20 protein-coding genes are annotated in these 20,899 nt (G+C 63.7%); 14 read left to right on the top strand and 6 right to left on the bottom strand.

Going from position 1 to position 20,899, the window contains the following annotated elements; translation table 11 throughout:
- Nucleotides 1–90: 90 nt before the first annotated feature.
- A complete protein-coding gene (locus tag ACIQUG_RS08025; RefSeq protein WP_402319433.1) occupies nucleotides 91–921 on the top strand; it encodes an NAD(P)H-binding protein in 831 nt (276 codons plus the stop codon).
- On the top strand, nucleotides 918–1,397 hold the full coding sequence (locus ACIQUG_RS08020; protein WP_402319430.1) for a DUF1772 domain-containing protein: 480 nt from the start codon (nucleotides 918–920) through the stop codon (nucleotides 1,395–1,397). Before ACIQUG_RS08025 ends, ACIQUG_RS08020 begins: the two co-directional genes overlap by 4 nt.
- A gap of 69 nt (nucleotides 1,398–1,466) precedes the next feature.
- Here ACIQUG_RS08020 and ACIQUG_RS08015 read toward each other — a convergent pair whose 3' ends face one another.
- The 3 genes from ACIQUG_RS08015 to ACIQUG_RS08005 are packed head-to-tail and all read right to left on the bottom strand — an operon-like array spanning nucleotide 1,467 to nucleotide 3,258.
- Nucleotides 1,467–2,033: an SRPBCC family protein gene (locus ACIQUG_RS08015; protein WP_402319427.1), complete on the bottom strand. Its 567-nt coding sequence runs from the start codon at nucleotides 2,031–2,033 to the stop codon at nucleotides 1,467–1,469.
- Nucleotides 2,030–2,392 carry an ArsR/SmtB family transcription factor gene (locus tag ACIQUG_RS08010; RefSeq protein ID WP_402319425.1) on the bottom strand — a complete coding sequence of 121 codons (363 nt, stop codon included), beginning with the start codon at nucleotides 2,390–2,392 and terminating at the stop codon, nucleotides 2,030–2,032. Before ACIQUG_RS08010 ends, ACIQUG_RS08015 begins: the two co-directional genes overlap by 4 nt.
- A 50-nt stretch (nucleotides 2,393–2,442) precedes the next feature.
- The gene (locus ACIQUG_RS08005) at nucleotides 2,443–3,258 is read right to left on the bottom strand and encodes a crotonase/enoyl-CoA hydratase family protein (protein ID WP_402319422.1); all 816 of its coding nucleotides are present in this window, start codon (nucleotides 3,256–3,258) and stop codon (nucleotides 2,443–2,445) included.
- Nucleotides 3,259–3,341: 83 nt separating this feature from the next.
- On the opposite strand from ACIQUG_RS08005, the gene ACIQUG_RS08000 reads away from it, so the two are divergent.
- Nucleotides 3,342–3,938 carry a TetR/AcrR family transcriptional regulator gene (locus tag ACIQUG_RS08000; RefSeq protein WP_402319419.1) on the top strand — a complete coding sequence of 199 codons (597 nt, stop codon included), beginning with the start codon at nucleotides 3,342–3,344 and terminating at the stop codon, nucleotides 3,936–3,938.
- A gap of 122 nt (nucleotides 3,939–4,060) precedes the next feature.
- Entirely contained in the window at nucleotides 4,061–4,411 is a 351-nt protein-coding gene (locus ACIQUG_RS07995) for a VOC family protein (protein ID WP_402319416.1), read from the top strand.
- A gap of 270 nt (nucleotides 4,412–4,681) precedes the next feature.
- Here ACIQUG_RS07995 and ACIQUG_RS07990 read toward each other — a convergent pair whose 3' ends face one another.
- On the bottom strand, nucleotides 4,682–5,965 hold the full coding sequence (locus tag ACIQUG_RS07990) for a cystathionine gamma-synthase family protein (protein WP_043624604.1): 1,284 nt from the start codon (nucleotides 5,963–5,965) through the stop codon (nucleotides 4,682–4,684).
- A 126-nt stretch (nucleotides 5,966–6,091) separates the two neighbouring features.
- Between ACIQUG_RS07990 and ACIQUG_RS07985 the strand changes: the two genes are divergently transcribed.
- The 3 genes from ACIQUG_RS07985 to ACIQUG_RS07975 all read left to right on the top strand — a co-directional run bounded on the left by ACIQUG_RS07985 (nucleotide 6,092) and on the right by ACIQUG_RS07975 (nucleotide 9,919).
- Nucleotides 6,092–6,550, top strand: coding sequence for an Lrp/AsnC family transcriptional regulator (locus ACIQUG_RS07985; protein ID WP_043624607.1), 459 nt, complete (start codon nucleotides 6,092–6,094; stop codon nucleotides 6,548–6,550).
- Between the two features lie 138 nt (nucleotides 6,551–6,688).
- On the top strand, nucleotides 6,689–7,978 hold the full coding sequence (locus tag ACIQUG_RS07980) for a mechanosensitive ion channel family protein (RefSeq protein ID WP_402319412.1): 1,290 nt from the start codon (nucleotides 6,689–6,691) through the stop codon (nucleotides 7,976–7,978).
- Between the two features lie 255 nt (nucleotides 7,979–8,233).
- Nucleotides 8,234–9,919: an alpha/beta hydrolase gene (locus ACIQUG_RS07975; RefSeq protein WP_402319409.1), complete on the top strand. Its 1,686-nt coding sequence runs from the start codon at nucleotides 8,234–8,236 to the stop codon at nucleotides 9,917–9,919.
- A gap of 98 nt (nucleotides 9,920–10,017) precedes the next feature.
- Here ACIQUG_RS07975 and ACIQUG_RS07970 read toward each other — a convergent pair whose 3' ends face one another.
- Nucleotides 10,018–10,929 carry a LysR substrate-binding domain-containing protein gene (locus ACIQUG_RS07970; RefSeq protein WP_402319407.1) on the bottom strand — a complete coding sequence of 304 codons (912 nt, stop codon included), beginning with the start codon at nucleotides 10,927–10,929 and terminating at the stop codon, nucleotides 10,018–10,020.
- 136 nt (nucleotides 10,930–11,065) lie between these two features.
- Here ACIQUG_RS07970 and ACIQUG_RS07965 point away from each other — a divergent pair, with 136 nt between their 5' ends.
- The 4 genes from ACIQUG_RS07965 to ACIQUG_RS07950 all read left to right on the top strand — a co-directional run bounded on the left by ACIQUG_RS07965 (nucleotide 11,066) and on the right by ACIQUG_RS07950 (nucleotide 13,613).
- A complete protein-coding gene (locus tag ACIQUG_RS07965) occupies nucleotides 11,066–11,731 on the top strand; it encodes a cysteine hydrolase family protein (protein ID WP_402319404.1) in 666 nt (221 codons plus the stop codon).
- A gap of 63 nt (nucleotides 11,732–11,794) precedes the next feature.
- The gene (locus ACIQUG_RS07960) at nucleotides 11,795–12,097 is read left to right on the top strand and encodes a GYD domain-containing protein (protein WP_402319401.1); all 303 of its coding nucleotides are present in this window, start codon (nucleotides 11,795–11,797) and stop codon (nucleotides 12,095–12,097) included.
- Between the two features lie 11 nt (nucleotides 12,098–12,108).
- Entirely contained in the window at nucleotides 12,109–12,924 is an 816-nt protein-coding gene (locus tag ACIQUG_RS07955) for a transporter substrate-binding domain-containing protein (RefSeq protein WP_402319398.1), read from the top strand.
- Nucleotides 12,925–12,941: 17 nt separating this feature from the next.
- A complete protein-coding gene (locus ACIQUG_RS07950; protein WP_402319396.1) occupies nucleotides 12,942–13,613 on the top strand; it encodes an amino acid ABC transporter permease in 672 nt (223 codons plus the stop codon).
- On the opposite strand, the gene ACIQUG_RS07945 is transcribed toward ACIQUG_RS07950, so the two are convergent.
- Nucleotides 13,610–14,485: a LysR family transcriptional regulator gene (locus tag ACIQUG_RS07945; protein WP_402319393.1), complete on the bottom strand. Its 876-nt coding sequence runs from the start codon at nucleotides 14,483–14,485 to the stop codon at nucleotides 13,610–13,612. The two genes, ACIQUG_RS07950 and ACIQUG_RS07945, sit on opposite strands and share 4 nt — an antisense overlap.
- Before the next feature lie 123 nt (nucleotides 14,486–14,608).
- On the opposite strand from ACIQUG_RS07945, the gene ACIQUG_RS07940 reads away from it, so the two are divergent.
- The 3 genes from ACIQUG_RS07940 to ACIQUG_RS07930 all read left to right on the top strand — a co-directional run bounded on the left by ACIQUG_RS07940 (nucleotide 14,609) and on the right by ACIQUG_RS07930 (nucleotide 20,870).
- Complete coding sequence (locus ACIQUG_RS07940; protein WP_402319390.1) at nucleotides 14,609–17,056, top strand: FAD-dependent oxidoreductase; 2,448 nt, start codon at nucleotides 14,609–14,611, stop codon at nucleotides 17,054–17,056.
- Nucleotides 17,053–19,500, top strand: coding sequence for an FAD-dependent oxidoreductase (locus ACIQUG_RS07935; protein ID WP_402319387.1), 2,448 nt, complete (start codon nucleotides 17,053–17,055; stop codon nucleotides 19,498–19,500). Before ACIQUG_RS07940 ends, ACIQUG_RS07935 begins: the two co-directional genes overlap by 4 nt.
- A gap of 137 nt (nucleotides 19,501–19,637) precedes the next feature.
- A complete protein-coding gene (locus ACIQUG_RS07930) occupies nucleotides 19,638–20,870 on the top strand; it encodes an aromatic ring-hydroxylating dioxygenase subunit alpha (RefSeq protein ID WP_402319384.1) in 1,233 nt (410 codons plus the stop codon).
- The last annotated feature ends 29 nt before the right edge of the window (nucleotides 20,871–20,899 follow it).

Below are 20,899 nucleotides of genomic sequence, written 5' to 3'. Positions count from 1 at the left end.
TTTTGACTTGACTCCTAAAATACGAGGATTTATCACATTTGCAAATGTGAGAGATACTCATGTTTGTTGGTGGAACCTCAGGAGGAAACGATGTCTCAGAAAATCACACTGGTTTTGGGCGGTACCGGCAAGACGGGGCGGCGGGTGGCCGAGCGCCTTCGAGAGCGGGGCGTCGCGGTGCGCATCGGCGCCCGTTCGGCGTCGCCTTCCTTCGACTGGACGGAAGAGCAGACATGGGCGCCGGTCCTTGAAAACGTCGATCGCATCTATGTCTGCTTCCAGCCGGATCTGGCGGTGCCGGGCTCCGTCGAGGTGATCGCCAAGTTCTCGAGCCTTGCCGTCAGCGCCGGCGTCAAGCGGCTGGTGCTGCTGTCGGGGCGTGGCGAGGACGAGGCGGAAGCGGCAGAGCGCGCGCTGCAGGCCTCCGGCGCCGACTGGACGGTCATCCGGGGCAGCTGGTTCTTCGAAAACTTCGACGAAGGCTTCCTCGCCGAGGGTGTCTTGAGCGGTTCCGTCTTCCTGCCCGTGGATACGGTCACCGAGCCGTTCGTCAGCTGCGACGACATTGCCGACGTCGCTGTCGAAGCGCTTCTCGACGACCGCCATGTCGGCAAGGTCTATTCGCTGACCGGCCCGCGGCTGATGACCTTTGCCGACGCCGTGGCCGAAATCGCCGCGGCTGCCAACCGCCCGATCTCCTATCAGGCGATACCGGTTGCCGACTTCGCGGCACACTTGCAGGCCGACGGCGTGCCTGATGACTATGTCGAACTCATCCGCTATCTCTTCACCTCGGTGCTCGACGGGCGCAATTCAAACCTGACGTCCGATGTCGAGCATGTGCTTGGGCGGCGTCCGCGTGACTTTGCAGCCTACGCTCGGGAAACCGCAGCAACTGGTGTTTGGAGTCTTGCCGCATGATCCCCCTGATCCCCGCTCTGGCGTTTGCCGCCGCGATCGGCTCCGGCCTGATGGCCGGGCTGTTCTTCATCTTCTCGGTCTGCATCATGCAGGCCCTGTCGCGGCTGCCGCCGGAGCAGGGGATCGCTGCGATGAATGCGATCAATGTCGTGATCCAGAACCCGATCTTCCTCAGCGCCTTCATGGGCACGGCGCTGCTCGCCCTGGCGCTCATCGTCGTCGCCTTCCTCTCGGGCGGCGAGGGGAGGTGGTGGCTTGCCGCCGGCGGCATCGCCTATGTCGTCGGCGTGCTGCTGGTGACCATCGTCTTCAACGTGCCGATGAACGATGCGCTCGCCGCCGCAGCGCCCGGCCAGGCGGCGACCGATCTCTGGCGTGAGCGCTATCTGACCGATTGGGTCTGGTGGAACCACGTGCGCACCTTCGCATCGATCGGCGCGCTGGCGTTCTTCATTCTCGGTTTCGCCCGTGCCTGACGAAAAGCGCCGGCAAGTGGATCCTTGCCGGCGCCTGCACGCGTCTTGACCTCAGAGCCCATCCCGCCGTCAGGGCTTGGGAATACGCGCGTCATATTGCGCTTCCAGGTCGGCAAATTTGCTCCAGAAGGCCGCCGGCCTTTCGCCTTCCAGCAGCGCGCGCAGAATGTCGAGATGCACGTGCCAGCCGGCGGAGAAGCTGGTCATGATGGCGCGGTCTGCGATGCGTTTATGGGTGACGACGAGCAGCACCTTGTCGCCGCGGGGGCTGAGCTCGAAACGGACCTCCGAGGGGGTGCCGGTTTCTTCGTTCCAGGTATAGGCCAGCAGCCGGGGCGGCTCCCAGGCGAGCACGTGACCGTAATTGCGCACCTCGCCGGCGTGCTCGGCATATTTCTGCGGTGGCCGGTCGTCTTCCGCTGTCAGTTCCGAGTGGCGGAAGACGTGCTCGACCTCGGCTCCTTCCTTCGACCCGATCGTTCCCGATGCCATCCAGAGCCGGCGCTTGCTTTCCTCCGTCAGATAGGACCAGACGCGCTCGATCGGGCCGGGAAGCAGGCGCTCGATGCGCACCGCGTCCGGTGCGACGACGCGGCCGTAATCGGCGCCGGCAAAGGCTGTGGCAGACGAAGTCATGGCTTATCCTCCGGATCAGTTTGGTTGGTGGCGTCTTCGGCGAGAAGCAGCGCCTCGAGTACGTCGATGCGGGTGCGCCAGAAGGCTTCGTAGTGGCGCATCCACTCCATGCCTGCATGCATCGGCGCGGCATCGAGCCGGCACACATGCGTGCGACCTTTCACTTCGCGGCGCACCAGACCTGCTCCTTCCAGCACCTTGATGTGCTTCGATGCCGCGGCCAGCGAGATCGAGAACGGCGCCGCAAGCTCGCCCACCAGTCTTTCGCCCTGCGAAAGGTCCTGGAGCATGGCGCGCCGCGTCGGGTCCGAAAGCGCATGAAACACGGCATCGAGATGTGCGTTCTGATATTCAACCATATCGTTGAATGTCGTCTGGATTGGCCTAATTGTCAACCGTTCGGTTGAATTTAAAAGTATCGCGAAAAGAGACCAGGCCGCGGCGGGTCGTCGTGGACGCGCCGTCCCTTCCAGGCGGCGAGAGCATCGGCGAGATCGTTGGTCGGCACCATCTGGGCAAACTGCTCGCTCTCGACCAGCAATCCCTCGGCGATCGACATGTTGAGGCCGCGGGTGACGGCAGTGATGATCGAGCGGACGGCGAGGGGTGAGTGCGCCATGATGCGCTTTGCCAGGTCACGGGCGGACGCGATCAGCTCGTCATGCGGGACGACGCGGTTGACGAGCCCCAGCTCCAGCGCGTGATCGGCCGGGAAATCCTCGCCGGTCAAAAGCAGTTCCAGCGCGCGCTTGCGGCCGGCAAGCCGCGGCAGCCGCTGGGTGCCGCCGAAGGTCGGCGGCATGCCGAGCTTGATCTCCGGCTTGGCAAAGCGCGCCCGGTCGCTGGCAACAGCCAGATGCACGGCCTCCGTGATCTCGCAGCCGCCGCCACAGGCAAGCCCGTTGACGGCGGCGATGATCGGTTTCGGGAAGGCTTCGAGCCGCGCCGTCAGGCCCTGGCCGCGACGGACGAAATCGCGCACCGCCGGGTTCACGCCCTTGGCGACGCTTTCCGAGAACTCATGAATATCGCCGCCGGCGGAAAAGGCCCGCTCGCCGGCGCCGGTGATGATCACCGCGCTGACGGCATGGTTCACCTCGATCTCGTCGAGAAGGCCCATGAGCCGGTCGATCAGCTCGTAGTTCAGCGCGTTCAGTTTCGGCGGACGGTTGAGGGTGAGGAGGGCGATGCCCTCGGAAATCTGCATCAGCACGGTGTTCGACATGGTTGCTCTCCGGCAGGTGTTGACGGGGAGAGGCTAGGTGAGGGAAGATAGGATGTATATTCACTAGTCGGTATACTTTAGAGATGACGAAAGCAGAGAAGTCGACCCGGGAGGTGATCGTCGCAGCGGCGGAAAAGCTGTTCTATGCCGAGGGCATCCGCGCGGTCAGCGTCGATGCGGTGGCGGAGGCGGCGGGCGTGACCAAGCGCACGCTCTACTATCATTTCGACAGCAAGGACGCGCTGATCGCCGCCTACCTCGAAAGTCGCGACCAGCCCAATCTCAAGCTCTTCCGGAAGTGGTTCGACGCGGGCGACGGGGACCTTGCCGACAGGGTCGAGGCGATCTTCGTCAACCTGGCGCGGGCGGCGCGCCATCCGAAGTGGAAGGGTTGCGGGTTCCTGCGCACCTCTGCCGAGCTTGCCAACATGCCAGGCCACCCGGCGATCCGTATCGGTGCGGCCCACAAGAAGAAGTTCGAGGCCTGGATGGCCGAGACCTTTGCCGAAGCGAGTGCCGCCGAGCCTGCCATGCTGGCAAAGCAGATCCTGCTGTTGCTCGACGGCAGTTTCGCCGTGGTGCTGCTGCATCGTGACGCGAGCTACATGGAGACGGCGGGCAAGGCTGCAGCGACGCTGGTGCGGGTCGCGCTTGCCGGCGCAAACGGGAAGGGATCCTGACGCGCTGCAACTTCCGCTTCAAACGGCTGCCATTGGCGGGCAGTATAGGATGCAGTGCCAGGAGCCGAACAACCATTGAGCGCCGATGTGGCCGCGTTGCGGCTCACCGGAGGAGGAAATGCATGACCGTCAAGCGTATCGTCTCAAACCTCTACGCCCCTGACCCGCAGGTGGCGCGCGCCTTCTACGGCGACCTTCTGGAACTGGACGTGGTGATGGACCACGGCTGGATCGTTACCTTTGCCGCCGAAGGGCAGGCCGCGATGCCGCAAGTGAGCATCGCCAGCGAGGGCGGCAACGATACGCCGGTGCCGGTGCTTTCGATCGAGGTCGACGACGTCGACCGGGCCTATCAGCGCGCCAAGGCCGCCGGCGTCGAGATCGTCTACGACCTTACCAACGAGCCCTGGGGCGTGCGCCGTTTCTACATGCGCGACCCCTTCGGCAATATCGTCAACATCCTGGCGCACTAAAGCAATTCCAGGAAAAGTGCGCAGCGGTTTTCCGTCCGGAATTGCGCCAGGCAAGCGAGCCAATTCCAGGAAAAGTGCGTAGCGGTTTTCCGTCCGGAATTGCGCCAGTCAAGCGAGCCAATTCCAGGAAAAGTGCGCAGCGGTTTTCCGTCCGGAATTGCGCCAGGCAAGCGAGCCAATTCCAGGAAAAGTGGGCAGCGGTTTTCCGTCCGGAATTGCGCCATCTGAAATCAGCGAAGAGGCCGCCGGCTGGACCGGCGGCCGATTGCGTCAGGCGAGCGACAGCGCGTTTGAAAGATCGGCGACGAGGTCGTCGGGATGCTCGATGCCGATCGAAAGGCGGATGGTTGATTCCAGCACGCCGATGCGGTGGCGCACCTCGATCGGCACGCCGGAATGGGTCATGGCCGCCGGGTGGCTGGCGAGCGATTCCGTGCCGCCGAGGCTGACGGCAAGCTTGAAGATCTGCAGCGCGTTCAGGAAGCGGAAGGCCGCCTCCTGGCCGCCCGCGATGTCGAAGGAGAAGGTCGAGCCGGCGCCGGTGCACTGTGCCTTGAAGGTGCGGCCGACGGGCGTGTCCTCGCCGTGGAAGGGCAGGTAGTGGATGCGCTCGACCTTCGGGTGGTCGCGCAGGAATTCGGCGACGATGCGGGCGTTGTCGTCGGCCTTCTGCATGCGCACAGACAGCGTTTCCAGCGAACGGCCGAGCATCCAGCAGGAGTGCGGATCGAGTTGAGTGCCGATCGCGCCGCGCAGCGCCTTCACCTGCTTCATCACCGCCTTGGAGCCGAGCGCCGCGCCCGCGATGAGGTCGGAATGGCCGCCGACATATTTGGTCAGCGAATAGAGCGAGATGTCCGCGCCGTGTTCGATCGGGCGCTGGAAGACCGGACCGAGCAGCGTGTTGTCGCAGGCGACCACAGGGGTGTGGCCCTGCTTCCGGCCGATCGCATCGGCAACGCGGCGGATCATGGCGACGTCGACGAGGCTATTGGTCGGGTTCGCCGGAGTCTCGACCAGGATCACCGAGACCCGGCCCTTGGCCATCGCCTCTTCGGCGGCGGCCGATACGGCCGCTTCGTTGACGCCATCGGCAAAGCCGACGGCCGCGACGCCGAGATTGAGGAAGGTGCGGGCAAGCAGCGTCTCGGTGCCGCCATAGAGCGGCTGGCTGTGCAGCACCGCGTCACCGGGCTTGACGAAGGCGAGCAAGGTCGTGGCGATCGCCGACATGCCGGAGGAAAACAGCGCGCAGCTTTCGGTGCGCTCGTAGACGGCGAGGCGGTCCTCGACGATCTCGCTGTTCGGGTGGTTGAAGCGCGAATAGACGAGGCCGGCGCCGACGCCCGCCGGCGGCTCCTTGCGGCCGGAGACGAAGTCGAAGAAGTCGCGGCCCTCTTCGGCGGAGCGGAAGACGAAGGTGGAGGTCAGAAAGACCGGCGGTTTGACCGCGCCCTCCGACAGTTCCGGATCGTAGCCATAGTTCAGCATCTGCGTTTCGGGATGCAGCTTGTGGTTTCCGATGTGGGTTTTGGAGGGATGCGGTGCGGTCATGGCTTGTCTCCTCAAGCGAAGCGGACTCGACTGACAGGCAAATTATATCAGATGCTTGGGCCGATCCTTGCTATTTCCGGCTCGATGTCTTTGAGTTGCGCAAAGATTTGGCTGAGTTGGAGAGATATGGCGCAGAAAATTGCCGACGAGACGGATCGCAGGATTTTGAAGGAGCTGGTGGCGGATGCCCGGCTGACCAACAACGAGCTCGCCGAGCGGGTGGGGCTCTCGGCGTCGCCTTGTCTGCGCCGGCTGCGGCGGCTGGAAGAGACCGGCGTCATCCGCGGCTATACGGCGCTGGTCGATCCCGCGGTCGACGGCTGGACGATGACGGCGATTGCGACCGTTACGCTCAGCCGCCAGCACGAGGACGAGATCGTCATGTTCGAAGAGGCCGTGCGTGGCTGGGACGAGGTGCTCGAATGCCATCTGGTGACCGGCTCGCGCGACTACGTGCTGAAGGTCATGAGTGCCGGCCTCGATCAGTACGAGCGCTTCATCAAGGAGAAGATCGCAAGGCTCAAATGCGTCGCCTCGATCGAGACGAGCTTCGTGATGAACACCATCAAGGAGCGGCGGATCTAGCGCTCAACCCCTCCATTAAACCTCTGAAGCACTTCGATAATCGTCGATCGGCTTTGAAACCGTCAGGGCTGCCCTAGATTCGGGTTAGGAGGGCGTCCCACACGCTCGGCGGGCGCCTCGATCTCTCGGAGAGAGACGATGGATTTCGCAACAGCGCTCGATGCCGCCGCTTCGTGGCTGCAGACGGTCTTTTTGAACGCATGGACCTATTACCAGCTCGCCATCATCGCCGCCGGTTACCTGGTCTGCGGCGCGCTGGCAAAGCGGATAGAGCCGCGGGTCGAAGCCCGGGCCCGCACGATCAAGGGCAATCCGGATCTGCTGCGCGTCATCATCGCTTTCATGCGCCGGTTGCGCTGGCTGTTTCTGATCGTCTGGCTCTGGATCGCCGACGGGATGATCCTGCGCTTCGGATGGCCGTCCTATCGCTGGCTGGTGGCGACCGCGTTGACGCTGACGGCGGCGTGGTTCGTCATCTCGGTGCTCACACGCATCATCCGCAACCAGATGCTGGCGCGCGTTACCGCCGTCGTCGGCTGGATCTATTTTGCGCTCTATGCGGTCGGGCTCGATCGGGTGATCCTGACGACGCTCGACGGCGTTGCGATCAGCCTCGGCGCGGTTCGCCTGTCGCTGCTGCTCGTCCTCAAAGCCATCGTGCTTTCGTCCGCGCTGATCTGGCTTGCGGTTTTGATCGGCAATGTCTCGTCTCACTGGATCCAGCGGTCAGCGGACCTGACGCCCTCCTTCAAGGTGCTGATCAGCAAGCTGGTGAAGATCGCGCTGATTGGCTTTGCCGGCGCAATCGCACTGTCGGCCACCGGCATCGACCTGACGGCGCTGACGGTGTTTTCCGGGGCGGTCGGCGTCGGTATCGGTTTCGGTCTGCAGAAGGTGGTTTCCAACTTCATCTCCGGCATCATCATCCTGCTCGACAAGTCGATCAAGCCGGGCGACACGATCACGCTCGGCGATACCTTCGGGTCGGTCCGCGACCTGCGCTCCCGCTTCGTTTCCGTCATCACCCGGGATGGCAAGGAGTACCTCATTCCGAACGAGGACTTCATTTCGCAGCAGGTGGTGAACTGGTCGTTCTCCAGCGACTTCGTGCGCATCGAGATCGATTTCGGCACCTCCTATGACAGCGACCCGCACGAGGTGGCGCGCATAGCCATCGAGACGGCCGCATCGCTGCCGCGGGTCGCGAGCAGCTATGCCCAGCCGGTCTGCTGGATGACCGGCTTCGGCGCATCGTCGCTGGACTTCAAGCTGAGGTTCTGGATCTCCGATCCGAGCAACGGGCTCACCAACATTCGCGGCCAGGTGCTGATGGCGCTCTGGGATGCGTTCAAGGCGGCGGGCGTTTCGATCCCGTTCCCGCACCGCGAAATCATCATGAAGACGCCGGTCGAGGTGACCCGCGCGTGAGGGCGAGCATTTCGCTCAAACGTCAGGAATAACGCGTCTTGCGGTTGCGGCAATTGACTGGGCGCGAGGGGGAGGCGACATTGCAGCCAACGCCTGCTGCATGTTTCGTCAAATCGTCGCCGATTGGGGGATAAATGTGCAGCAATTCAACGTGATAAAGCGACCTTCCGCCGGCTGATAAGCCGCAGGCTCGAGGGTTGGCCCGGACGGCCTCCGACCGTTCCGGCGACAGGACTGCATAAGGTGGGACCGGCCATGGAAAATCTTCAACGGACGCGACTGTCGAGACTGCCGGTGCCGCGTTTCGTCTCCGCGCTTCTGGCTTCGTTTTCGACCACGGGCCTGATCGTCGGCGTTTTCTTCTTCGCAATGTCGCTGACGCCGAGCCTGATCCCGCGGCCCTATGTGGTGCAGGCGGTAATCTCCGGCCTGTCGCTTTCCGCCGGCTATGCGATCGGCGTGCTCATGCGCTGGCTATGGTCCTTGCTCGACCTGCCGGAGATCCGCGGGCGCACCGGTTTCACCGTGAAGGTGGTGGCGGCGTTCGGCTGCATCGCGGTTGCACTCACCTTCCTTTGGCGCACGGCCTACTGGCAGAACACCGTGCGCGAGATCATGGGCATGCACCCGGTCGAAAGCGCCGAGCCGTTCAAGCTCGGCCTGATCGCGGCGCTCGTCTTCGTCGTCATCGTGCTGCTTGCGCGGCTCTTCCGGCTGACCTTCCAGTTTCTGACCCGGCGGTTCGAATATGTGCTGACGCGACCGATGGCGAAAGTCGCCGGCGTGGTTGCGGCGCTCGCACTGTTCTGGTCGGCCGCCGATGGCGTCATCTTCCGCTTCGTGCTGCATGCCGCCGACAGCTCGTTCCAGCGGCTGGATGCTTTGATCGACCCCGATGTCGCGCCGCCGAGCGATCCCTCAAAGACCGGCAGCAGCGCCTCGCTGATGCGCTGGGACGAGCTTGGCCGCCAGGGCCGCCAGTTCATCGCCTCCGGCCCGGCGGCGAAGGACATCGGCGGCTTCTTTAGCGGAGAGGCGAAGGAGCCCTTGCGCGTCTATGCCGGCCTCAACTCGGCCGAGACCGCCAAGGAGCGGGCGAAGCTGGCGCTCGAAGAACTGAAGCGCGTCGGCGGTTTCGAGCGCTCGAACCTCCTGATCGTCGTGCCGACCGGCACCGGCTGGATCGATCCGCCGGGCCTCGATTCGCTCGAATATCTGCTGAAGGGCGACGTTGCGAGCGTCGCGGTTCAGTACTCCTACCTCACGAGCTGGCTGTCGCTGCTGGTCGAGCCGGAATATGGCGCCGAGACCGCCGATGCGCTGTTCGATGCTGTCTACGGCTACTGGACGACGCTGCCGAAGGACAAAAGGCCGAAGCTCTATCTCTATGGTCTGAGCCTCGGCTCGATGAATTCGCAAGGCTCGGTCGATCCCTTCGACATCATCAGCGATCCGTTCCAGGGCGCTCTCTGGGTCGGCTCGCCGTTCCCGACGAAGACGTGGCTGCAGATCACGCGAAACCGCAATCCCGGCTCGCCGGAATGGCGGCCGCTCTATCGCGACGGCTCGGTGATCCGTTTCACCAACCAGGAGAATGCGCTGAACATTCCGGGTGCGACCTGGGGCAATGTCCGCATCGTGTATCTGCAATATGCCAGTGACCCGATCACCTTCTTCGATCCCCATTCCTTCTACCGCGAACCGGACTGGATGAAGGCGCCGCGCGGAGCGGACGTCTCTCCGGCGCTCCGCTGGTTCCCGGTTGTCACCATGTTCCAGCTGCTTGCCGACATGGCGCTCGCGACCACCTCGCCGATCGGCTACGGCCATGTCTACGCGCCGGAACACTATATCGACGCGTGGATGCAGGTGATGGCACCGCCCGGTGTGACCGAAGCGGATGCCGAGCGGCTGAAGACGATGCTCAAGGGGCGCTACTAGAGCAATTCCAGGAAAAGTGTGAAACGGTTTTCCGGACGGAAATGCGTAATTTCAAAGAGTTAGATCATTTCATCGTTTCAAGGAAACGATGAAATGATCTAGGCCTGCTTGTCGCCGGACCGCTCGCCGCGCAGGTGCGCGGCGATCTGGTTGGCGAAGGCCTGAATCAGCGGCTCCTCGGCCTTTTCGGTCGGGCAGAGCAGGTAGTAGCCGGCCGACGCCGGTATCGCCGTCGGGAAAGGCTGGATCAGGCGCCCCTCATAGAGATAGGAGCGCGTCAGCACGTCGGAGACGAGCGCGATGCCCTGGCCCTGCAGCGCCGAGGCGACGGCGATCGCGACCGATTGCACGCGCACGCTGCGGCTGCCTTCGAGCGAGATGCGCGAGGCGGCCGACCAGCGCGTCCATTCCCGGCCGTCATCCTCGTGCAGCAGCGTAACGTCGCGCAGCTTCTTTTCACGCAGCGGCCCTTCGAGCCGTGGAAACAGCAGCGGCGAGCAGACCGTGCGCAGCTTGACGTCGCTGACCGCCTGCCACCACAGGCCGTCAAAGGGCGGGTTGTCATAGACGATGGCGAGGTCGACATCGTCCCAGACGACGTCGCTGGCGCGGATGCAATTGCGCATCGAAAGATCGGTAACGCCGCGCGCACCCGCGAACTGTACGAGGAGGCCGGCCATCCAGGCAATCGCCAGCGCCGGCGGCAGGCCGACCGTCAGCTTGCGCTGGTGGCTTTCGAGCCTGCGGTCGGTGCCGTCCTCGACGGCTGCGGCAAGATTGCCGATCGCGTGGGAGACCGTCTGCGCGAACTCGCGGCCGGCGGCCGTGAGCTTGATGTTGCGCCCGGATTTCTCAAGCAGCGTCAGTCCCGTCGTTTCCGAGAGCCGGCGCAATTGCAGCGAAACGGCGCCAGGGCTGAGGCCCAGTTCGTCCGCCGCCTGGCGCACGGAACCGATGCGCGCGACCGCCTCGAACGCCCGGATGTAGGGCAGGAAATGCAACGCCTTCACGTGAGTTCTCCTGCTCCGATCGCGCCCTTATGGCGTGAAATCGTTTAGCCAGACTGCACAATATCAAGCATAAAAAATCGCTATTCCCAATCGATTTTTGCTCCTATGACTCTGTGCGGAGAGAGGGAGAACGATGATGATCGAGGCACAACCGTTTGATTTTCCTTATGATGGAAAGCTGGTACCGGCGCAGACTGCGCTGATGGTGATCGATCTGCAGATCGACTTCTGCTCGCCCAACGGCTACTTCGCGTCGATGGGCTATGACCCGGCGCCGCTGGCGGCCATCGTGCCGGCGGTCAACCGGGTGATTGCGGCGGCACGTCAAGCCGGCTGCCTGATCATCCACACGCGCCAGGGCTACCGCGCCGATCTCGCCGACATGACGCCTTACGAGAAATGGCGCCGCAAGCGCTCCGGCCTTGAGGACACGCAGGTGCTGTTGCGCTCGAGCCCGGGGTTCCAGCTCTTGCCTGAACTCGATGTCGCCGACACCGACGTCATCATCGACAAGACCTGCAACAGCTCCTTCACCTACACGGACCTCGAGCACGTGCTGAGATCCCAGGGCATCACCCACATGCTCTTTACCGGCTGCACCACGGATGTCTGCGTGCATACGACGCTGCGCGAAGCCTGCGACCGCAATTTCCAGTGCCTGACGATTTCGGACTGCTGCGCCAGCGGCGAGCAGTGGGCACATGAAGCGGCGATCAACATGATCTCGATCGAGAACGGCATCTTCGGCACGGTCTCGACCAGCGATGCGGTCATCGCGGGTCTTGCGAGAGCCGCGCGCTAAGCGCGACATCAACTTCACATCGTCAAAACGTTTTTGCCAACCGTTTCAACGGAATGATGCCCCATGCAAAGATATATCTCGCTGATGCGCCTGACCTCCAAGGGACTGGCCGAGCTCTCCGACAGCGGTGCCCGGCGCAAGGTGAGCGAGGATCGGGTCGCCGCACTCGGCGGCCGCTCGGTCGCCTTCTATGCCACGCTCGGGATCTACGACTTCGTCCAGGTTTTCGAGATGCCCGACAATGCGTCGATGATGCAATACGTGCTGACGGCGCGGCGCGACGGCTTCGTGGATCCGCTTATCCTTCCTGCCTTCGACAGCCAGACCTATGGCGACATCGTCGGCCGCGTTTCACCAGCACACTGAGGGGAATGAAGATGATCAGACTGGCATCCTGCGCAACCCTTCTTGCAACCGTCGCGCTTTCCGCCGGTGTCGCACAGGCCGAGCCGCCGGCTTTTGCCGCCGATGGAGAGGTCGGCGTCTGCACCACCGCGGCCTTTCCGCCGCTTTCCTTCAAGGAACATCCGGCCGATGCCACGCCGACCGGCATCGACATCGAGATCGCCGAAGCGCTGGCAGCGCAATGGGACGCGAAGGTGAACTACACCGTCACCGAATTTGCCGGTCTCTTGCCGACGCTCGGGGCCGGGCGCTGCGACGTCATCGTCAGCGGCATCTACATCAACGCCAAGCGGCGCGAGACCTATGATGGCGTGCCCTATATGAAATCGGCGACGGCGATGGTCACCAAGGCGGGCAGCGATGCGATCAAGGTGCCGGAGGACCTGAGCGGCAAGGTGATCGCGCTTGAAGCCGGCGCTTACTACAAGGAAGAGCGGATCGGGCCGCTGAACGAGGCGCTGACCGCCAAGGGCCTGCCGCCGGTCGAGGTACAGGAATATCCGACCCAGCAGGCCGCCTACCAGCAGGTGCTCGTCGGCCGCGTCGATGCGACCGTGACGGAGGAGGCTGAGGGCGCCTATCGCGCGTCGCGTTCCGACGGCGCGCTTACGCTCCCCTACATCTGGGCTTCCGACTTCAAGTACGGCATCTACAGCCGCCGCGAGGGTGGCGATGCAGCCGCGGTAAAGGCAGGGCTGAAGGCGCTCAAGGAGAAGGGCTTCTTCAGCGATCTCGCCAAGAAATACGGGCTCGATCCGGCGCTCTTCGACGTCGACTACGACTCCTGATCTGAAGGAGGCGGGGCATGAACTTCGATACGAAACTGTTTTTCGATGCCCTGACCATGCCCGTCATGCTGCAGGGGGCGGGCATCGCCATCCTGCTGTCGATCCTGGTGCAGGCGGCGTCGTTTCTGCTCTGCCTGCCTCTTGCCGTTGCACTCAACTCGATGGCGACGGTCAGGCGCACGGCAGCGCAGCTCTATGTTTGGCTGTTTCGCTCGTCACCGCTGATCCTCGTGCTGCTGATCGTCTGGAACGGCGCGCCGCAGCTCTTTCCGGGCCTGACGCGCGCGCCCTGGTACACGCCCTTCGTCGCCGCCTTCATCGCCTTCACGCTGGTCACGGCCGCCTACATGGCCGAAGCGATGCGCGGCGCGCTTGCGGCGATCGGCCAGGGGCAGACGGACGCGGCCCGCGCGCTCGGCCTCAACCGCTGGCAGACCTTCTTCCTGGTGGTCTTGCCGCAGGCGCTCCGGATCGTCATGCCGGTGCTCGTCAACGAATTCATCAACCTGATCAAGCTGACCTCGCTTGCCTATGTGATCTCGATGCGCGAGATCATGGCCGTCGTCAACGACGCGATCGCGTCCAGTTTCCGTTTCGTCGAGTGGTATTCGGCAGCGTTGGTCTACTACCTCGCGATCGTTTCCATCCTGATGATGGTTCAGCGGCTGATCCAGCGCCGCATGGCCTAACCCGTTTCCGAATTCGGCGCCGGCAGCGTTGCGAGAAGATCGGCCATGGCCGCGATGATTTTGCGGTGCTGGTGGGCATGGCGGGTGCGCAGGCTGGTGGCGGCATAGACGGTCTGCGCAATGACGGGGGCATCCTGAACGCGCGCGGCAAGTCCATCGCTCGCCAGTCGCTCGGCCGTCGCGGCCGTCACATAGGCCGACCCGCCGAGTGTGGACAACAGCCGGGTGATCGCCATGTTCTGCCCGGCGGCAAGCAGCGCTGCGGAGAGATGCGGCAGCGCCAGCCGGTGGGCGCGATCGAAGCCTGGCGAGTAACTTGAGCGGATGTAGCTCTCGGAGCGGATCTCGGCGAGCGTCCGCGCCTCTGTGCTCACCATAACGTAATGCAGATCGCCGATCCGTTCGTAATAAAGATCGGGCAGGTAGTGGGGCGTATAGAGGATCGCCAGATCAAGGTCGCCGGCGCCGAGATCGCGGTTCATCTGGTTGGAGTAGTCCGCCTCCATGTAGATCTCGATGCCGGGCATCTCCCGTCGGATCGTCGCCATCCATTCCCCGGCAAAGGCTTCCGCCAGATCATGCTGGACACCAAGCCGCATGGAGCGTTCGAGCGCGCCGGCATTGGTGACTGCGCGTGTGGCCTCATGCCATTGGTTTTGCAGGGCTTTCGCGTAATCGAGAAAACGCAGTCCTGCGGCCGTCGGCACGGTGCCGCCCTTGTTGCGGGTAAAGAGCTTGCGGTTGAACTGCGCTTCCAGTGCCTTCACCCGATGCGAGACGGTCGACTGGGTGAGGTTCAGCCGCTCGGCGGTGCGGTTGAAGGAGCGGCTCTCCATCAGGTCCAGGAAGGTTTCGATCAGCTCCACCTGCATGCCGTTCTCTCCCGCTGTGTTCGCTCCAATCTAATCGAAAACATCGATCAATAAAGACTGTTTCCGTTGCTTGATGACGCCCGGCTTCCCCGGCAAGAATTCGCCAAAACGAGGGAACAGTTGATGTCGAATTTGCCGTCGCACGCGCGTGTCGTGATCATCGGTGGGGGAGCGATCGGCGCTTCCTCGCTCTACCATCTCGCCAAGGCCGGCTGGACCGATTGCGTGCTTCTGGAAAAGAACGAGCTGACGGCGGGCTCCACCTGGCATGCCGCCGGCAACGTGCCGACCTTTTCGTCATCCTGGTCGATCATGAACATGCAGCGCTACTCGGCGTCGCTCTATCGCGATCTCGGCACGCTCGTCGATTACCCGATGAACTATCACGTCACCGGCTCGATCCGGCTCGGTCACTCCAAGGAGCGGCTGCAGGAGTTCAAGCGCGTCGTCGGCATGGGGCGCTACCAGGGCATGGATCTCGACATTCTATCGCCCGACGAGATGCGCGCCCGCTATCCGTTCCTCGAAACGCACGAGCTGACCGGGGCGCTCTACGATCCCTATGACGGCGACATCGATCCGGCGCAGCTGACGCAGGCGCTCGCCAAGGGCGCGCGCGACATGGGTGCCAAGATCATCCGGTTCTGTCCCGTCACGGCCGCGCGCCGCGAAAACGACGAATGGGTGATCTCGACGCCGCAGGGCGAGATCCGCTGCGAATATGTCGTCAACGCCGCCGGCTACTATGCCCGCGAGGTCGGCAAGATGTTCGGCCGCGATGTGCCGATGATGGTGATGAGCCACCAGTACATCCTGTTCGACGAGATCCCGGAGCTTGCCGCCTGGTCGAAGGAGGCCGGCCACAAGCTGCCGTTGCTCCGTGACGTCGACAGCTCCTACTATCTGCGCCAGGAAAAGAACGGCATGAACCTCGGGCCCTACGAGCGCAACTGCCGCGCCCATTGGACAACGCCCGACGACCCGATGCCGGAGGACTTTTCCTTCCAACTCTTCCCCGACGATCTCGACCGGCTGGAATGGTATCTGAACGATGCGGTCGAGCGCGTGCCGATCCTCGGCACGGCCGGCCTGTCACGCATCATCAACGGGCCGATCCCCTATGCGCCCGACGGCAACCCGCTGATCGGACCGATGCCGGGCGTGCCGAACGCCTTCGAGGCCTGCGTCTTCACCTTCGGTATCTGCCAGGCGGGCGGTGCCGGCAAGGTGCTCGCCGAATGGATCACCGAGGGCCAGACCGAGTGGGACATGTGGTCCTGCGATCCGCGTCGCTACACCGACTATACCGACCAGGACTATTGCATCGCCAAGGGCATGGAGATCTACGGCCACGAATATGCGATGCATTTTCCGAAGCATTATTGGCCCGCGGGCCGGGGCAAGAAACTGTCGCCGATCCATGACCGGATCGCAGCGCTTGGCGCCCAGTTCAAGCCCTATAACGGCTGGGAGCGCGCCATGTGGTACGCCAAACCGGGCGACGACACGTCCGAAGAGGCGACGCAGACCTGGGGCCGCGAAGGCCCGTGGGCGGAGCGCATCAAGGAGGAGTGCCTGGCCGTGCGCGACGCTGCCGGCATTCTCGACCTGCCGGGCTTCTCGCGCTTCCGGGTGAAAGGCGAGGGCGCGACCGCATGGCTGTCCAGCCTCATCACCGGCCGCGTGCCGAAACCCGGTCGCATCGGCCTTGCCTATTTCGCCGACGACAAGGGGCGGATCGTCACCGAAATGTCGGTTATGATGCTGGATGAGGACTTCTTCTTCCTGATCACCGCCGCAACGGCGCAGTGGCACGATTTCGAATGGCTGATGAAGCACCGGCCGGCCGACGCCGCCTTCAGCATCGACGACGTGACGACGTCCTTCTCTTGCCAGATCCTGAGCGGGCCGAAGTCGCGCGCGATCCTGGCCGAGGTCAGCGAGGCGGACCTTTCCAAGGGATGGCTCACGCACCAGACGGCGCAGATCGCCGGGCGCTATTGCCAGCTGGTGCGCGTCTCCTTCGCCGGAGAACTCGGCTGGGAGATCCACACCAAGGTCGAGGACACGGCCATCATCTTCGACGCCGTCTGGGCGGCCGGGCAGAAGCACGGGCTCAAACCCTTCGGCATGGAGGCGCTCGACAGCCTGCGCATCGAGAAGGGCTATCGCGCCTGGAAGGGCGATCTGTCGACCGATTACACCATCCTGCAGGGCGGGCTCGAGCGCTTCGTCGATTGGGGCAAGCCCGGCTTCAAGGGCAAGGCGGCGCTGGAGCGCGAGAAGCAGCAGGGCGTTACCAAGCGCTTCGTGACGCTGACGGTTGCCGCCGAAGGCTGCGACGCGCCCTATATGTCGACGCTCTGGTCGGGCGGAGAGGTGGTCGGCGAGACGACGTCGGGCAACTGGGGCCACCGCGTCGGTAAGTCGATCGCGCTCGGCATGCTCAGGGCCGATCTCGCCGTGCCTGGCAAGGAAATCGAGGTCGAGATTTTCGGCGACCGCTTCAAGGCGACGGTCGAGGCGGACCAACCGCTCTGGGATCCCTCCAACGAAAGACTGCGCGCATGACCAAGCCCATTCCCTCCAAAGCCCGTGCGGTCATCATCGGCGGTGGCGTCTCCGGCTGTTCGGTCGCCTATCACCTGGCCAAGCTCGGCTGGACCGATGTGGTGCTGCTCGAGCGCAAGCAACTGACGTCAGGCACCACCTGGCACGCGGCCGGCCTCATCGGCCAGTTGCGCGCCTCGCAGAACATGACGCGGCTCGCGAAATATTCGGCCGACCTCTACGTCAAGCTTGAGGCCGAGACCGGCATTTCCACCGGCATGCGTCAGAACGGCTCGATCACCGTGGCGCTGACCGAGGAGCGCAAGGAAGAGATCTATCGCCAGGCGTCGCTGGCGCGCGCCTTCAATGTCGACGTGCGCGAGATCACGCCTGACGAGGTGAAGGCGATGTATCCGCACCTCAACACCTCGGATGTGAAGGCGGCGGCGCACCTGCCGCTCGACGGCCAGTGCGACCCGGCCAACATCGCCATGGCGCTTGCCAAGGGCGCCCGGCAGAACGGCGCAACGATCATCGAGGGCGTCAAGGTCACCTCCGTGTTGAAGAAGGACGGTCGGGTCACCGGCGTCACCTGCGAGCAGAACGGCGAAAGCTACACGATCGAGACCGATCATGTCGTCAACTGCGCGGGCATGTGGGGCAGGGAGTTTGCGCGGCAATCGGGCGTTACCGTGCCGCTGCACGCCTGCGAGCATTTCTACATCGTCACCGAGGCGATCCCGGAATTGAAGCGCCTGCCGGTGCTGCGCGTGCCCGACGAGTGCACCTACTACAAGGAAGACGCCGGCAAGATGCTGATCGGCGCCTTCGAGCTCACGGCCAAGCCCTGGGGCATGGACGGCATCCGCGAGGACTTCTGTTTCGACCAGTTGCCCGACGATTTCGACCACTTCGCGCCGATCCTCGAAATGGCTGTCAACCGCATGCCGATGCTGGAAACGGCCGGTATCCATACCTTCTTCAACGGCCCGGAAAGCTTCACGCCCGACGACCGCTACTATCTCGGCGAAGCGCCTGAGGTGAAGGGCTACTGGGTGGCGGCCGGCTACAACTCGATTGGCATCGTTTCCTCCGGCGGCGCCGGCATGGCGCTCGCGCAATGGATGAACGACGGCGAGCCGCCGTTCGATCTCTGGGAGGTGGATATCCGCCGGGCGCAGCCGTTCCAGAAGAACCGCGCTTACCTCAAGGATCGCGTCTCGGAGACGCTCGGCCTGCTCTATGCCGACCATTTTCCCTACCGCCAGATGGCGACGGCCCGCGGCGTGCGGCGCTCGCCGCTGCATGAGCACCTGAAGGCCCGCGGTGCCGTCTTCGGTGAGGTCGCCGGCTGGGAGCGCGCCAACTGGTTTGCGAAGGAAGGCCAGGAGCGCGAGTACCGCTATTCCTGGAAGCGGCAGAACTGGTTCGAGAACCAGAGGGATGAGCATCTGGCGGTTCGAAACGGCGTCGGCCTGTTCGACATGACCTCCTTCGGCAAGATCCGGGTGGAGGGGCGCGACGCGCTTACCTTCCTCCAGCGGCTCTGCGCCAACGAGATGAACGTCGAGCCCGGCCGCATCGTCTACACCCAGATGCTGAACGCCCGCGGCGGCATCGAGAGCGACCTGACGGTGACGCGTCTTTCGGAAACCGCCTTCCTGCTGGTCGTGCCCGGCGCCACGCTGCAGCGCGACCTTGCCTGGCTGCGCAAGCATCTGACCGATGAATTCGTTGTCATCACCGATGTCGGCGCCGGCGAAAGCGTGCTTTGCGTCATGGGGCCGAAAGCGCGCGAATTGATGCAGAAGGTCAGCCCCAACGACTTCTCGAACGCCGCCCATCCCTTCGGCACCGCGCGCGAAATCGAGGTCGGCATGGGCCTCGCCCGCGCCCACCGCGTCACCTATGTCGGCGAACTCGGCTGGGAACTTTATGTCCCGACCGACCAGACGGCGCATGTGTTCGAAGCATTGGAAGAAGCCGGCGAGGGGCTGGGCCTGAAGCTCTGCGGCATCCACACGCTCGACAGCTGCCGCATCGAAAAGGCCTTCCGCCATTTCGGCCACGACATCACCGACGAGGATCATGTGCTCGAAGCCGGCCTCGGCTTTGCGGTGAAGGCCGACAAGGGTGATTTCATCGGCCGAGAGGCGGTGCTCGCCAAGCACAATCGCGGGCTGTCGCGCCGGCTGGTGCAGTTCCGCCTTACGGAACCCGAGCCGCTGCTCTTCCACAACGAGGCGATCGTGCGCGACGGCAAGATCGTCGGCACGATCACCTCAGGCAACTATGGCCACCATCTCGGCGGCGCGATCGGGCTTGGCTACGTGCCGTCGGAAGGCGAGAGCGCAGACGATGTGCTCGGCTCGAACTTCGAGGTCGAGATTGCCGGAACGCGGGTGAAGGCCGAAGCGTCGCTGAAGCCGATGTACGACCCGCGATCGGAGCGGGTGCGGATGTAGGGCAGGCGCTCTGAATTGGTGTCTAGCCGTGCGCTCGATGCTTGAGCACAGCCCATCACCGCGCGGCTGATGGGCCACATAGAAAGCATACGCGTGCCGGATCGCGGGTTTCCGGTCTTCTTTCTGGAGTTCAATCCATGCTCGCATCGGAGCTTAAGGATACGGCAGTTGCGGGCGACCGCATCGATCAGCTGGTCGCCGCCCATCGTCCCGGCCATGGGCTTGCCCGCGCCTTCTATCTCGACCCGGAAATCTATGAGCGGGACCTTGAGCGCGTGTTCCGGCGTCACTGGCACTGCGTCGCCCATGAAAGCGCGATCCCGAACGCCAATGATTTCGAGGTCTTCCGCATGGCGTCCGAGCAGGTGATCGTCACCCGGACGGCGAGCGGCGAGATCCACGCGATGCTCAATGTCTGCCGTCACCGCGGTGCCGAGGTCTGCACCAAGGACAAGGGCAATGCCCGCGCCTTCGTCTGTCCCTACCACGCCTGGACCTACGGCAATGACGGCGCGCTGAAGGCAGCAAGGCTGATGCCCAAGGACTTCAAGCGCGAGGACCACGGGCTGAAGAAACTCAACGTCCGTGTCGTCGAGGGGCTGATCTTCATCTCCTTTGCCGCCGACCCACTCGATTTCTCCGAGGTCGAGCGGCTGCTGCACGCGACCTGCGGTCAATATGGCTGGGGCTCGGCGAAGATCGCCCATCGTCAGTCCTATCCGGTTGACGCCAACTGGAAGCTTGCGGTCGAGAATTACGTCGAGTGCTACCATTGCGGCCCGGCGCATCCGGAATATTCCGAAACCCATGCGCTGGAACAGCCGCTGCACATGATCGAGGAGCTGAACGCCAGGATGGAGGCGCGCACCTGCGCGCTCGGCATCGAGGTCGCGTCCGGCAATCACTGGCAGAATTCCACCGGCGGCAAGGAGACCATCCATGCCTTCCGCTACGCGCTCTATGACGGCGTCCAGACCGGCAGCAAGGACGGACAGGCGCTGAGCACGCTGATGGGCCGCTTCACCGATTTCGACGGCGGCGTCACCTCGATCCATCTCGGCGGCACCACCTTCCTCGTCTGCTATCCGGACCACGGCATGATCTACCGCTTCATACCGAAGACGGCCGAAACCTCTGAGATGGAGCTGATCTGGCTCGTCGACGGCAAGGCCGAGGAGGGGCGCGACTACGATCTGGAAAAGCTCACCTGGCTCTGGAAAGTGACGACCGACGAAGACAAGGCGATCATCGAGCACACGTCGCGCGGCGTGCGCTCGCACTATTTCGTGCCGGGCCCGATCGCGCCGATGGAGCAGAACGAACTGCGCTACATTAACTGGTACCTCGACGAGATCAGCCGGCCGGCCTGAACGTCAAGCCGTAGGCAAATCGCGTCGCC

The organism is Ensifer sp. NPDC090286, assembly GCF_044769565.1.
GTDB lineage: Bacteria > Pseudomonadota > Alphaproteobacteria > Rhizobiales > Rhizobiaceae > Ensifer.
This window is presented reverse-complemented; position numbering and strand designations above follow the sequence as displayed.

Coding starts and splice junctions, on each gene's coding strand:
- ACIQUG_RS08025 (WP_402319433.1), top strand. CDS start 91: ATGTCTCAGAAAATCACACTGGTTTTGGGCGGTACCGGCAAGACGGGG.
- ACIQUG_RS08020 (WP_402319430.1), top strand. CDS start 918: ATGATCCCCCTGATCCCCGCTCTGGCGTTTGCCGCCGCGATCGGCTCC.
- ACIQUG_RS08015 (WP_402319427.1), bottom strand. CDS start 2,033: ATGACTTCGTCTGCCACAGCCTTTGCCGGCGCCGATTACGGCCGCGTC.
- ACIQUG_RS08010 (WP_402319425.1), bottom strand. CDS start 2,392: ATGGTTGAATATCAGAACGCACATCTCGATGCCGTGTTTCATGCGCTT.
- ACIQUG_RS08005 (WP_402319422.1), bottom strand. CDS start 3,258: ATGTCGAACACCGTGCTGATGCAGATTTCCGAGGGCATCGCCCTCCTC.
- ACIQUG_RS08000 (WP_402319419.1), top strand. CDS start 3,342: ATGACGAAAGCAGAGAAGTCGACCCGGGAGGTGATCGTCGCAGCGGCG.
- ACIQUG_RS07995 (WP_402319416.1), top strand. CDS start 4,061: ATGACCGTCAAGCGTATCGTCTCAAACCTCTACGCCCCTGACCCGCAG.
- ACIQUG_RS07990 (WP_043624604.1), bottom strand. CDS start 5,965: ATGACCGCACCGCATCCCTCCAAAACCCACATCGGAAACCACAAGCTG.
- ACIQUG_RS07985 (WP_043624607.1), top strand. CDS start 6,092: ATGGCGCAGAAAATTGCCGACGAGACGGATCGCAGGATTTTGAAGGAG.
- ACIQUG_RS07980 (WP_402319412.1), top strand. CDS start 6,689: ATGGATTTCGCAACAGCGCTCGATGCCGCCGCTTCGTGGCTGCAGACG.
- ACIQUG_RS07975 (WP_402319409.1), top strand. CDS start 8,234: ATGGAAAATCTTCAACGGACGCGACTGTCGAGACTGCCGGTGCCGCGT.
- ACIQUG_RS07965 (WP_402319404.1), top strand. CDS start 11,066: ATGATCGAGGCACAACCGTTTGATTTTCCTTATGATGGAAAGCTGGTA.
- ACIQUG_RS07960 (WP_402319401.1), top strand. CDS start 11,795: ATGCAAAGATATATCTCGCTGATGCGCCTGACCTCCAAGGGACTGGCC.
- ACIQUG_RS07955 (WP_402319398.1), top strand. CDS start 12,109: ATGATCAGACTGGCATCCTGCGCAACCCTTCTTGCAACCGTCGCGCTT.
- ACIQUG_RS07950 (WP_402319396.1), top strand. CDS start 12,942: ATGAACTTCGATACGAAACTGTTTTTCGATGCCCTGACCATGCCCGTC.
- ACIQUG_RS07945 (WP_402319393.1), bottom strand. CDS start 14,485: ATGCAGGTGGAGCTGATCGAAACCTTCCTGGACCTGATGGAGAGCCGC.
- ACIQUG_RS07940 (WP_402319390.1), top strand. CDS start 14,609: ATGTCGAATTTGCCGTCGCACGCGCGTGTCGTGATCATCGGTGGGGGA.
- ACIQUG_RS07935 (WP_402319387.1), top strand. CDS start 17,053: ATGACCAAGCCCATTCCCTCCAAAGCCCGTGCGGTCATCATCGGCGGT.
- ACIQUG_RS07930 (WP_402319384.1), top strand. CDS start 19,638: ATGCTCGCATCGGAGCTTAAGGATACGGCAGTTGCGGGCGACCGCATC.